Source organism: Aquimarina sp. KJ22-3 (genome assembly GCF_055808215.1).
Map to the genome: position 1 here is coordinate 4,931,354 of NZ_CM147859.1, position 12,847 is coordinate 4,944,200.

A 12,847-nucleotide genomic window follows, 5' to 3' on the forward strand; every position below is an offset into this window, starting at 1 on the left:
TAATGGATATTTCAGAAAAAATCTTGATCACTAGAAAAGAAAAAGGCTTTACGCAACAAATTCTGGCAGACAAAGCCAACTTATCCTTAAGCACCATCAAACGGATCGAAAATGGGAAAGTGGTCCCTAGAGTTTATACCTTAACTATCTTATCAGAAATATTGGAAGTAGAATTACTTCCTGTTTCCTTAAGCAACGAAAAAAGTGAAAATGAGGTAATCACTCTACTAATATCCACACTTCTAACTTTTCTTCCGCCTCTCCATATCTTGTTTCTGTTAAGGTATCGATCAAAAAGCAATAAGAATTTGAACCAACTCTTGGTATTTCAAAGCTATTCTTTTATCCTATTCTTGGTATTACTATTCCTTGTACCTGGTATTACTTATATCCTTACAGGGCAAAAGATGTATGGCCAATATAATAGTCAGTTGATATTATATATCTCTTTTATTGTCTTCAATACGATTTCATCAATATACTTGATAAAACCAGTCAATTCTGAAAAAGACACCTCAATGACACCTGACTGATACTAATGGTTCCCCCCTTTTCTAATACCTTGTTTCAAATAATAGTAAAACAGTTCTTGGTATATGAAAAAACTAATTATTTCTATCGTTTTAACAGGAGTTATCACCACTTTAGCCATATTAACAATCTTCGAATTCAACGCTCAGAAAGCGCAGCTTAACGCTAGCAATATCGAAACAATAGATTCTTCTATTTTAGGAGAAAGGCGAAAATTACTGATTCACCTACCCAAAGATTATTCTTCAAACACCCAAAAAAGATTTCCCGTCATCTATGCGCTGGATGCCACGTCCCATGATCGGGATATTCTTAACGCAGCGACGATACTAAGTCTTGCCAAACACATCCCTGAGATGATCATTGTTGGCATTGTAAATGAAGACAGAAATAAAGATTTAACTCCGCACTATATCTCCCAAAGCCAGGATGCTTCTAAACCAGGTAGCGGAGATGCATTCTTAAAATTTCTGGAGCGCGAAGTAGTTCCCTTGATTGACAACAACTATAGAACTACCGATTACAGAATGATCTCTGGTCATTCGAGAGCAGGTCTTTTTGTGTTGTATGCCATGCTAGAAAAACCTACTCTTTTTAACGGATACTTTTGCTATAGCCCTGCATTTTGGAGAGACGATACCATAATTGCTCAAAAATTAGAAGCAGCGATAGCCAAAAACACATTTCACAATTTTATATATCTTAGTCTCGGGCAAGACGAGAACGAGAAGATGAAAAATGGATTTGATAAAGTGATCGAGATTTTGGATCGAGATAATTCAACAGCATTGAAGATGCATTATGAATTTACCCAAAACGCCAATCACGGAACCAATGCTTTTTATTCTATCCCCAAAGCCTTAAGAATTTGGAATGAAAACCATTAGCTTAACATGATTTACCCTAGTATAACGTATAGAAATGAACAAACTCAAAATTATAGTATTAGTCACCATTAGTTTTTTGAGTTGTAAAAATGATCCCGTAAATCTCAAAACGCGGTTCCTGTCTCAGGAGATTCCCAAAGATGTTCCAATGATTTTTAAGCAAGATATCGTTCCTGCCGATAGAATTATACATCGAGGTATATTTAGCCCAGACTTCGAAGCATATTATTATACCTTATCCGATAAGGATTTTCAAAATTTTGACGTTTGTGTCATCCGCAAAGTGGATAGTACCTGGTCTGAGCCCGAAAAAGCTTTTTTCAATACCACATACAACGAACATGGGATGAGTTTTTCTCCAGATGGAAATTCAATCTATTTCAGTTCTACACGACCTGTGGGTATCGATAGCCTACTCTCTACCTGGCATATATGGAAATCAGATAAAGTCAATGGCCAATGGACCAAGCCCGAGTTTGTTGATATTCCAAATTTGAGAGACAAATTGGTATCCCACCCAACCATTACGAATTCTGGCACTTTATATTTTCATTCCAGTAATTTAGATTATAGCGAAATGGATATTTATCGTTCAAAACAACTGAATGGTACATTTCAAAATGCAGAAAAAATCTCAATATCCTTACCTGAGGACACCGGAAAATGCACTCCCTATGTTGCTCCCAATGAGGATTTTCTCATTTTTGCTACGATCGGAAATCAACTGGATTTGCAAGTAAGTTTTAACGATGGACAAGGGAATTGGACTACAACCAAAAGATTAAATAATGCCATCAATAACTTGGGGCAAGGAAATCCGTATGTAACTCCAGATCATCAATTTCTGTTTTTCGCAACTGGAGATCATCATGAGAAAAAATGGAACATAAAATGGGTAAATATTGCGTCTGAATTAAAAATAAACTAGTTCCCTTAAGGTATTTACGGTATTAAAACGTAATTTATACGAATCATTAAATCACCATTCCAAATGAACTAGAAATGACATTCTATCAAGAAAAACTGAATCATATCAAAAATGTCTGTTATTCGAATGATGCGCAGATTAAAGCGATAATAGACACTCGTCATTTCATTGATCATAATTTTGAGAAAGACCTAAAGCTAGACGTTTTATCGCACATACGATTTACTTCCAAATATCATTTACAAAGGCTTTTTAAGAGATATTACGGACTTACGCCAAGGCAATACTTAATTGATAAACGAATTGAGAAATCAAAAGAATATCTAAAAAACGGAATGACCGTTACAGAAACCTGTTTTGCGGTAGGTTTTGAAAGTTTAGGCTCTTTCAGCAAATTATTTAAAACAAAAACAGGGAAATCACCCAGTAAATTTCAAAAAGAGCAAGTTTCGAGAAGCAAATTAGATACAGACTTCTAAACTTTGAAAAACAAATAAAAATAGATCAAAGATGAAAGTAACACTAATTAGCATTCCGGTAAGAGATCAAGAAAAAGCATTACAATTTTACACTGAAAAATTAGGCTTTCTCATCAAAAAGGATGCACCATTGGAGGGAGGAAACAGATGGATAACTTTGGTATCCAGGGAATGGCAAGACGGACCAGAATTATTATTAGAACCAGCTCCAAATCATTTTGAACCTTCCAAAGTATTTCAAGACGCATTGATGGAAGCAGGAATTCCGTATACACAATTTGATGTTGACAGTGTAGATGCAGAATATGAAAGACTTTGTAAGCTTGATGTAGATTTTAGTGTAAAACCAACAGAGATGGGAACTGTAAAATTTGCCGTTTTTAATGATACCTGCGGAAATAACATTCAAATTGTAGAAACACTTTAAATAATTTCATGAAAGAACAAAACGAAATCTCAAATCGTAGAGACTTTATCAAAAAGACCTCATTGTTTGCCATAGGAACAGGTAGTTTACTCACTTTCCCACAGACGACAATGGCAAATACTCTTACTAATCCAGAAGACATTAACATTGTTGGGCCCAAAGAGGGATATAGCCCTCAAATCGGAACGCTTGTTTCTATGATGAACTGGATGCGTATGGTAATACTTTTTCCTGTGAAAGGAATGAGTACGGCAGATTTGGATTATCTGATAGACGACAAGGCAAATTCTATTGGCGCCATGCTATGGCATTTGGCTGCCACAGAAAGATTTTATCAGATCCATACTTTTGAGGGAAGAAAATGGGGAGATTGGGAGGAAGAAGACAAAAAAGACTGGAGTGTTGCTTCTGGACTTGGTGATGAAGCTCGTAAAAAAATAAAAGGAAACACACTTGATTTTTACCTTGAAAAACTAGAAAAGGTTAGAGAACATACGCTTAAGGAGTTTGCTAAACGAGATGATGATTGGTTAATGGAAGTCGATAAAAAATGGCCTTGGGGGCCAACCAATAACTACTGCAAATGGTTTCACGTATGCGAACATGAATCAAATCACAACGGACAGTTCAAATTCATAAAAAGCCGACTTCCATCGGCTAACAAAGACTAAATCCTGCTTTGAACAAATCGGAGACATGGAAACTCATTTTTATCCAACTTATTACTATGATTCATAAATTATGAAAGGATATTATATCATTCTATTTTTCTTAATATTCGGTTGTACCTACTCTAATGAAAAGTAATAAAAAAACATATCTAAGTGGTAAGTCGGTATTCTTTGTATCACTAATTGTAGTCATAATCACTGTGGTCACCGTCTATCTTACCGGAATAAATTACAATCGCAGTATAACTTCCAATTTATATATATCGCTATCTATTATTGCTACTACCCTATTTTCGTTTATGACATACGGCCTTTTTGTAGGAGTTGGGCTAAAAGACGATTTACCTCAGCTTACCGTCCTTGAAACTGGAAATTTAATTGATAAACCTGGATCCTTTTCGGATTTGCCAGATATCGATATTGGTGACGACATAGGAGGTATCGTCCTTTCAATAGTACTCTGGATCGGGTTAATGATTCTTTTCATTATCTTATTGCTATTATTAGAAGCTGTTTTCTGGATTTCAATTTCAATAATTGTTGGAATGATGTATTGGATCTTTTTCAGAGCACTAAAGCTTGTTTTTTCCAAATCCTTAGATACCAAAGGGGAAATTGGAATTTCAGTCTTCTATGCCCTAGGGTATACTACTTTATATACTGGATGGATATTTGGGATTGTATATCTCACTCAAATATTAAAATAAAATATGAGTAAAATTATAGTGAGCCACTTCTTACAAAATAAAATGAATTTAGACGCCATATGACTCCTGAAAGGATCGAATACCTAAGAGGTGATGACAACCTTAAAAAAGATTTTGTAAGAGCAGGAAAACTTTTGCAAAAATTCAATGCGACAGATTACGAACAGGAAGGTATAAAAACAGAAATATTAATTCAACTGCTGGGTACTGTTGGCTCTGGAATTTTTGTGGAGCATAATTTTCATTGTGATTTGGGGTACAATATACATGTAGGTCAAAATTTCTATGCGGGTTTTAATTGTACCATATTAGATATGGCAGCAGTACGAATAGGAGACAATTGCCTGATAGGTCCTAATGTTGGTATCTACACGGCAGGGCACAACATACATCCAGTGGATCGACACAAGTCTGGATTTGCAAAACCCATAACTATAGGAAACAATGTCTGGATCGGAGGACATTGTGTGATTGTGGGAGGCATAACAATCGGAGATAATTCAATTATTGCTGCAGGTGCAGTATTGACCAAAGATGTTCCCGAAAACTCCATTTTTGGAGGAAATCCTGCCAAAAAGATAAAAGATATTACTCTTTGAAAAACAATTGGTAAAAAATTTACAAAAAAGCATGGTAACTTCTTGTGTTGTTCATACACGTACAATAAACGTTTAAAAATAACTCTATAAATGATTGCCATGAAAAACCTAAAATACCTTTTTGTTATTAGTCTACTTCTATTTGTATCCTGTAGCTCTGATGATGATGGTCCAAACAATACCAGAGTAACCAATTTTTTAAACAACTTGGTGGATCAAATGCAAGCTAATTCGATGAATCGAAAGACCATCGATTGGGATAATTTTCGAACTCAGGTTTTAAATGCAGCTGCGGATGCACAAACCTTTGATGAAACTGATGAGGCCGTAATTCTTGCATTGCGGTTACTTGGAGAAAACAGTAGTTTCATCGAAAAAGAAGATGGAACATTTCTTGCTGCCACTCCGTCAATTTGTAGCCTTTCGAATATCTCTCCCGTTACCTCCGTGCCTGATGGTATTGGATACGTACGTGTCAATGGGTTCCGAGGAACAACAGCTGAAGCTGTAGCATTTGCCGAAAATATGCACGAAGATATTAGATCTCAGGATAACCAAAATATCAACGGTTGGATTGTTGACTTAAGAGATAACTTGGGCGGTAATATGTTTGCGATGATAGCCGGTATCGGACCTATTTTGGGAGAAGGAACTGCAGGTTTTTTTATAGATGCAGATGATAATATGCAAGCCTGGTCTTATGAAGATGGAGCGTCCAGATTAGATCAGGGAAGAGTAATAGTAGTACCAAATCCTTATGAATTGATCAATCCCAATACCAAAGTAGCCGTTTTAATTAATAATGGGGTTGCTTCTGGCGCAGAGGCAGTTGCTATATCTTTTATTGGTAGAGATAATACTCGAAGTTTTGGAAGTGGAACCTGCGGTATTGCAGCCGACAATGCTCGATTTTCTTTGTTAGATGGTTCAACATTGTTTTTGGCGGTAGAATCTATGGCGGATAGGAATAAAGTTCTTTATGGATCAATATCCATTACTCCTGATACGTCTACCACAGACGAAAATGTCCTTCAAACGGCTATAGACTATATTAACAACTAAATCGGAAATATTGACTGTATTATCTATGGTTGTAAAAATAAAATAACAATGGTTTGATGATCTCAAACCATTGTTATTTGTATTAGAAAGGCTTCACTTATTGTTAAAAGGTCTTAAAATCCCTTAAAATGACCTAAATACGACATTTTTATACACTGGTAACCTCTATTTTTATGGAATGAGTTTTAACATTCCAAATCCATTTCAACCAGAGCAAACAGATGCAATTCTAAAGTTTGACAATCAAACCTTTATACAATTTCATAAAAAGGAAGAATGCTCCAAACGCCCTATAGAATTAGAACAACATGTCATCACCATAATTCTAAAAGGGAAAAAAGTACTGATCTCGACAGAACAGGAGATCACTGCCGAAAAAAATGAATTGCTTTTTGTGCAAAAGGGAACGTATTTAACTTCGGAGAAAATACTGGAAGATGGAGCGTTTTCTTCTCTTCTATTTTTTATTCATGAAGATTTTCTAAACACCTTTAAGAAAAAATATCATGGTTACTTGACAAAAGTTGCCAATACTACAGTATCAAAAATGTTCAAAGTAGAGCGATCCGAAAATTTGGATACCTATATCAAATCTCTACTCCCTTATTTTGATCATCCTCAAAAGACCGCACAACCTCTTTTACAAATAAAACTAGAAGAATTGCTTCTTAGTCTTTTATTGTCGGACACCAAAAATCAATTTCAAAACTATTTACTATCACTAGATAAGGTTGCTAATACATCTTTTAAAGAAACCATCGAGAACAGTATCTTCAAAAACCTCACTATAGAAGAAAGGGCTTTTTTGTCTAATCAAAGCGTATCAAGTTTTAAGCGGAAATTCAAAGAAGTCTTTCAGGATTCGCCTGCACATTGGTTGAGGGAACAAAGACTAAAAAGAGCAAAGGTTTTGATTAATGCCACTGACAAAAGCATTGCTGATATTTCTTACGAAGTTGGTTTTGAAAGCCCTTCACATTTTATACATATTTTTAAAAAGAAATACGGAGTCACTCCAAAAAAACTGTTGACCAAATAAGCTATTTTTTGAACTAAACGAGCTATCATAGAGGGCACTTCTCACCTCATCTTTGCAACATAAATTTTAAAAAAAAGATTATGAATGTTGTAAAATTAGTATCTCTTTGTCTTGCTATACTCATATTTGGATGTGGCAAAGATGACGAAAGACCTAGAATTTCTATCCCAGATCAGATTTCTATAGAAGAAAACGGTTTATATCCAGAAGGTGTTGCTTTTGATGCTGAAGAAAATGTGTTTTACGTAAGTTCTGTAGCCAAAGGAAAAATAAGTAAGGTAACGCTGGATGGAAACATCGAAACTTTTGCTGACAACCCTAATTTGGTTACTACATTGGGGATAGAAATTGACAAAGCAAACAATCGGTTATTAGTATGCGTTACCGATCCGGGTTTTAATCAAGCAAGAAGTGATTCTACCACTTTGGCTCAGCTAGCAGCTATTGCCATTTATGATTTATCTACCGGAAATCAAACAGATTTTATTCAATTAACCAACGGTGCTCCACATCTTGCTAATGATGTTGTCTTGGATAAAGCAGGAAATATGTATGTCAGCGATAGTTTCTCGCCAAGTATACATAAAATAGATACCAACGGAAATGTAACTACTCTGCTTACTGATGCAGCATTTCAACCCCAACCCATGAATTTTGGTTTGAATGGATTAACGTATCACAATGATGATTTTTTGATCGTATCCAAATACGATGAAGGGAAATTATTCAAAATACCACTATCAAATCCGAGTAATTTTTCTGAAATAACCATTACCAATGGCAATATTCCTGCGATCGATGGTATTCTGCTTACAGATAATAATACACTTGCAGTTTCCAGTAACAATCTTACAGGTACTGCCCCAATTACCGAAGCACTCTATCAATTAAAATCGACGGATAACTGGGCCACAGCCTCTATACAAAAAACCGTTGAAGCTGGTACAAATTCATTTCCTACCACATTTACTATGGTCGATGATGCATTGTTTGTTCAATACACTCGTATACAAGCATTGGTGGCTGGCAATAATCCTGCTGCAACAGATTTTCCAATTGTAAGAGTAAATTTTTAACTATTAAAAAATAATAACAATATGAATAGCGAAAAAATCATTATGATCGTTAGTGCTCAAATTAATCCAAACCAAAAAGAAGCATTAGATGGATACCTTGAAGCTGCTGCGCCTATGTTTGAAGCTGCAGGAGGTACCCCCATTAACAAATACAAAATTGAAGGTCAATTAGTAGGTAGCCATCCCACAAGTCTAGTCTCAATTATGGAGTTTCCGAGCCAAGAAAGTTTACTGAAAGTTTTTGAAAGTGAAGATTATAAATTCATTTTACCTTTAAGGGACAAAGCATTTTTAAATTTAGATGTATACATCAGTGAATCATAAGCTTTAGTAAAAAAGTGGAATTAGGTATAAGCGGTAATAAGAGTTATAGTTCTTATTACCGCTTTTTGACATTTTAATCTTCTTCAAACTATGTTTTTAAAAAAATCTAGATAAAAAATTCACAGTTTCTATTTATGACTGTCTAATCAAATGTAACCGAAACAAATCGATTACATAAACTCTAAAAATTATGCAAAAGACAGCACTCGTATTTATTGCATTGTTATTGGGAATCATCTCTAGCGGAAATGCACAGGTAAAGCAAAAAGAAAATCATTTAAAAACAAGTAAAAACATGGAAAACAATTTTAATGAAGAACAAAAAAAAGTATTTGGTACTATTCAACAAATGGTAGCCGCCTTTGAGAAAAAAGATATCGATGGCGTATTGCAAACCTATGAAGAAAATGCCATAGTAATGTTTGAACCTCAACAACCTGTTCAAGGTAAAGAGAACCTAAGAACATTCTTTACACAGTTTGTTTCGATGAATCCAAAATATACATTTGGTGAACACGAAGTGTATATTGCAGAGAACATCGCCACCCATATTGCTCCGTGGCACATGGTTGGTAGTATGCCCGACGGAACTAAAATCGAACAAAATGGGTTATCGGTGGCTACCTTAAGAAAACAGCCCGATGGCAAATGGTTGATGATACAAGATAATCCTCACGGACAATTTTCAATAAATAAGTAATAAAAGAAAAAAACGGGTTAAATTTAGGTTTAACCCGTTTCTAACACTGTGGATCATGACAGAAAAAGAACTTATCGCATCGTGCGTAGCTGGTAATAAGAAGAGTTTTGAACAACTCATTACTGCTATACAACCTCTGGTATTCAACATATCACTACGGTTTTTATGGAATCGGGCAGATGCCGAAGATGCTACTCAAGAGATCTTAATAAAAATCATTACTAACCTTGCCAAGTTTAACCATCGTAGCAAGTTAAACACCTGGGTGTATCGAGTGGCAACCAATTATTTAATCAATCTGAAAAAAACCGCTATCGAGAAATCTCCTTTATCATTTGATTCATTTTCGCAGGAATTGCAATCCATTAAAGAACCAGCAACGTATGATTTGCCGGATAAAAATTTATTGGAAAAAGAAATGAAAACAGGATGTACCCTAGCAATGTTGCAATGTTTGAGTAGAGATTTACGTATGGCTTTTATACTAGGAAGCATTCTGAAAATAAAAAGTAACATCGCCTGCGAAATCGTAGATACCACCCCTGAAAATTTCAGAAAAAGATTGGAAAAATCAAGAAAATTAATCGGTTCTTTTTTAGGTTCAAATTGTGGGGTTTACAATCCTAAAAACAGTTGTAGATGCAATAAAAGAATACCTTCTGCCATTGCAATGGGTAGAATCAACAGAGACAATTTGAGTTTTGTAGACCCTCTAGAGACTTATAATAAAGAAATGGAAGAATTAAATTCAATAGCTGGGATCTACAAAAACCATGGAAACTTCAAAAATAAATCTGATTTTCTTGAACAAATAAACAAAACTTTGGCTACAAAGAAAATCTTTGATGCTTAAGAAAAGTTGATAGTTCTTCAGACCCATCCACGAGTTTGAAAGTTCCTTCAAAGTATGATATCATAGTATCTGTTACGTGTAGATAGTTAATTTTCCACTGGAAAATCATAACTGTTTAGTATTAATGCTTTCCTAAATTCCTCCAAAAAATCAAGTGCATTACTTATATTTGATTGGGCAGAATATCTGTGGTAATCTCATCCCTCAATCAATTGCAAACAATGGAAAAGCACAAAACTTTTGATACAGAACGACTACATCTAAGGCCAACCACAGAAGACGATGCTTCATTTATTTTTGAATTGTTAAACACACCCAAATGGATCAAGTATATTGGGGATAGAAATGTTACTTCGATTGAGAGTGCCGGGGAGTATATTCGATCAAAAATGACCCCGCAACTTATCGAACTTGGGTATTCAAACTACACTGTAATTACAAAAGAAAGCAATCAAAAAGTAGGAACTTGTGGGCTATATGACAGAGAAGGTTTAGAAGGAATTGATATTGGATTTGCCTTTCTTCCGGCATTTGAAAAAAAGGGATTTGCTTTTGAAGCTGCAAACCGGATAAAAAATGCAGCTTTTGAAGAGTTTGGGGTTGACACCATTCATGCGATAACCACGCAGGACAATGTCTCTTCGCAAAAATTATTGGAAAAACTTGGACTAGAATTACAAGGCACGACCAAAATTCCTAATGATGATGAAGAGTTACTATTGTATACAATCAAAAAAGAAATTAAAGAATCATAAACCTCTAAGTACTACATCAAAGCTTTTCATTTGTAAAACCTAGTCCTTATATCAGGTTTTATACAGTTTTGGTATCTTAGTAGTGATAGGGGATCCTATTTAAAATCATATATCAAACTCCAATTGTTATGAAAGTAATAGTAATGTTTTTAAGCTTGTGTGTAGTATCGATTCAGGGGTATGCGCAAGAAAAAAAGTGCCAGATCTAGGCCCTAATTTCACAGCAATTATCGTAACAGATATCGATATTTCCTCTGCATGGTATACAGAAATTTTGGGGTACGATGTTGTTGATAAGAGAGAAGTTTCAGAAATTGGGTTAAAACAATCAAACTTAAAACGGGGAAATGCTCATATAGAACTTATCCAACTAGATTCGGCTTTACTCCCTCAAGAAGTAATTCCAAATCACAATCCCAAAACAAAACTGATCGGATTATTTAAGATTGGATTTCTAGTATCAGAATTTGATCGTTTTATAGACCATATCAACAAAAATAAAGTTAAACTTCACGGTAACATTGTAACTGACAAAGCAACCGGGAAAAGAATGGTAATTATTATGGATCCAGACCACAATAGAATTCAAATCTTTGAAAACTAGATACATAACATGCAAAACTCTAAAAAAACACAAGTAGACGCCGCAAAAAAACGAATTGAACATTCATATTTTTAGAACATTCGAAGGTATGTTAAGCTATCCTTAAAACAGAAGCATACTTGACACAAAACCGCAAAACATTATTATATTACTTTCTAAAACAAAAAAATGAGCAGGAAAGTACAGATAATCAGGAGCGTATCTAAATTCATTTTCATTATTCTTTTTACTCTTTTAGGAGTGCATCAAATAAGTGCTCAGGAAGCATCAAAAGCTCACAAAGATTCACTTAACGCTATCGTTAAGCAATATTATGATCTAAATCTGAAGATATTTCAGGCAAATTCTACAGTAGAAGACATTGATAAGGTCTTTGAGATTTTTACAGAGGACTTTACTTATGTTCACCCAAAATACGGAGGAACGTATAGCAGAGAAGATTTGTATAACGGATATGTCAGAAATCAAAAAAACGGAGGTTATGATGGAACAGTTACTGATATCGAAATAGTAAATAAAATTAGTGGTTTAAATGCGGTGGTTACTCAAAAAAGATTTATCGAAACTAAAGATGGAAAAGTAGAAAAAGGAGAACCACAGATGGCTCTTTTTGAATTTAAAAAAGGAAAAATATCCCGTATTTTCGAGTATTGGTAATGACAAAAGCCAATCAAACACTATAGCCTGTTTTTCTTAATTACTAGTAGTACCTATATGAATACTTTGATCAACTATATCATTGACCAACTTACAGAGATTCAACACGGAAAAATATGGATCGGAAGCTCTTATCAAAGTAAATTGAGTAAGATAGACGAACATCTATTTTTTACAAGACCTATTGAAGGTTTACATAGTATCGCTGAGATCTTTTCGCATGTCACCTTATGGAGACAGGAAGCCATTTTAAAAATACAAACTGGGAAAGGAAGTAAAACAGATGACTGCGAAGAAAATTGGTTACCAAATGAAGTGCTAAACACCAAAGGTTGGGAACGCATAAAATCAGAATACGATACTAGCTTATCGCAGCTCATCAGTATTCTAAAAGAGAAAGAAGATAGTTTTCTGAATGAGAAATATTATGATACTGATTTTAAAGGAGAGTATACCTATAGTTTTTTAATCAATGGTATGTTACAGCATGATATTTATCATCTTGGGCAATTGGGAATCATCATTAAGTATTTACGTCAGTAATTTCT

18 protein-coding genes are annotated in these 12,847 nt (G+C 34.7%); all 18 read left to right on the plus strand.

Translation table 11 applies throughout. The features are described from left to right. Window positions 1-2 precede the first annotated feature (2 nt). The 18 genes from AC0L3Q_RS22575 (at window position 3) to AC0L3Q_RS22660 (ending at window position 12,842) form a co-directional block, all read left to right on the plus strand. The gene (locus tag AC0L3Q_RS22575; protein WP_473283155.1) at window positions 3-533 is read left to right on the plus strand and encodes a helix-turn-helix domain-containing protein; all 531 of its coding nucleotides are present in this window, start codon (window positions 3-5) and stop codon (window positions 531-533) included. A 63-nt stretch (window positions 534-596) separates the two neighbouring features. Further along, window positions 597-1,418 (plus strand): alpha/beta hydrolase, encoded by an 822-nt coding sequence (locus AC0L3Q_RS22580; RefSeq protein WP_473283156.1) that lies wholly within the window; start codon window positions 597-599, stop codon window positions 1,416-1,418. Between the two features lie 34 nt (window positions 1,419-1,452). Then, the gene (locus AC0L3Q_RS22585; RefSeq protein ID WP_473283158.1) at window positions 1,453-2,346 is read left to right on the plus strand and encodes a hypothetical protein; all 894 of its coding nucleotides are present in this window, start codon (window positions 1,453-1,455) and stop codon (window positions 2,344-2,346) included. Window positions 2,347-2,420: 74 nt separating this feature from the next. Continuing rightward, entirely contained in the window at window positions 2,421-2,825 is a 405-nt protein-coding gene (locus AC0L3Q_RS22590; RefSeq protein ID WP_473283160.1) for a helix-turn-helix domain-containing protein, read from the plus strand. Between the two features lie 31 nt (window positions 2,826-2,856). Further along, a complete protein-coding gene (locus AC0L3Q_RS22595; RefSeq protein WP_473283162.1) occupies window positions 2,857-3,252 on the plus strand; it encodes a VOC family protein in 396 nt (131 codons plus the stop codon). 8 nt (window positions 3,253-3,260) lie between these two features. Next, window positions 3,261-3,923, plus strand: a complete 663-nt coding sequence (locus tag AC0L3Q_RS22600) for a DinB family protein (RefSeq protein WP_473283164.1) — start codon at window positions 3,261-3,263, stop codon at window positions 3,921-3,923. Between the two features lie 125 nt (window positions 3,924-4,048). Next, a complete protein-coding gene (locus AC0L3Q_RS22605) occupies window positions 4,049-4,630 on the plus strand; it encodes a hypothetical protein (protein WP_473283166.1) in 582 nt (193 codons plus the stop codon). A 59-nt stretch (window positions 4,631-4,689) separates the two neighbouring features. Continuing rightward, window positions 4,690-5,229, plus strand: a complete 540-nt coding sequence (locus AC0L3Q_RS22610; RefSeq protein WP_473283168.1) for a sugar O-acetyltransferase — start codon at window positions 4,690-4,692, stop codon at window positions 5,227-5,229. A gap of 99 nt (window positions 5,230-5,328) precedes the next feature. Continuing rightward, entirely contained in the window at window positions 5,329-6,291 is a 963-nt protein-coding gene (locus AC0L3Q_RS22615; RefSeq protein ID WP_473283170.1) for a S41 family peptidase, read from the plus strand. 178 nt (window positions 6,292-6,469) lie between these two features. Next, window positions 6,470-7,330: a helix-turn-helix domain-containing protein gene (locus AC0L3Q_RS22620; RefSeq protein ID WP_473283171.1), complete on the plus strand. Its 861-nt coding sequence runs from the start codon at window positions 6,470-6,472 to the stop codon at window positions 7,328-7,330. An 80-nt stretch (window positions 7,331-7,410) separates the two neighbouring features. Then, on the plus strand, window positions 7,411-8,406 hold the full coding sequence (locus AC0L3Q_RS22625) for an SMP-30/gluconolactonase/LRE family protein (RefSeq protein ID WP_473283173.1): 996 nt from the start codon (window positions 7,411-7,413) through the stop codon (window positions 8,404-8,406). 21 nt (window positions 8,407-8,427) lie between these two features. After that, window positions 8,428-8,730, plus strand: coding sequence for a DUF1330 domain-containing protein (locus tag AC0L3Q_RS22630; RefSeq protein ID WP_473283175.1), 303 nt, complete (start codon window positions 8,428-8,430; stop codon window positions 8,728-8,730). A gap of 190 nt (window positions 8,731-8,920) precedes the next feature. After that, a complete protein-coding gene (locus tag AC0L3Q_RS22635) occupies window positions 8,921-9,430 on the plus strand; it encodes a YybH family protein (RefSeq protein ID WP_473283177.1) in 510 nt (169 codons plus the stop codon). Between the two features lie 55 nt (window positions 9,431-9,485). After that, window positions 9,486-10,283 (plus strand): RNA polymerase sigma factor, encoded by a 798-nt coding sequence (locus AC0L3Q_RS22640; protein ID WP_473283179.1) that lies wholly within the window; start codon window positions 9,486-9,488, stop codon window positions 10,281-10,283. A 221-nt stretch (window positions 10,284-10,504) separates the two neighbouring features. Continuing rightward, on the plus strand, window positions 10,505-11,038 hold the full coding sequence (locus tag AC0L3Q_RS22645; RefSeq protein WP_473283181.1) for a GNAT family N-acetyltransferase: 534 nt from the start codon (window positions 10,505-10,507) through the stop codon (window positions 11,036-11,038). Window positions 11,039-11,234: 196 nt separating this feature from the next. Beyond that, window positions 11,235-11,642 (plus strand): VOC family protein, encoded by a 408-nt coding sequence (locus AC0L3Q_RS22650; RefSeq protein ID WP_473283183.1) that lies wholly within the window; start codon window positions 11,235-11,237, stop codon window positions 11,640-11,642. 168 nt (window positions 11,643-11,810) lie between these two features. Further along, window positions 11,811-12,299: a nuclear transport factor 2-like protein gene (locus tag AC0L3Q_RS22655; protein WP_473283185.1), complete on the plus strand. Its 489-nt coding sequence runs from the start codon at window positions 11,811-11,813 to the stop codon at window positions 12,297-12,299. Between the two features lie 57 nt (window positions 12,300-12,356). Next, window positions 12,357-12,842: a DinB family protein gene (locus AC0L3Q_RS22660; protein WP_473283187.1), complete on the plus strand. Its 486-nt coding sequence runs from the start codon at window positions 12,357-12,359 to the stop codon at window positions 12,840-12,842. The last annotated feature ends 5 nt before the right edge of the window (window positions 12,843-12,847 follow it).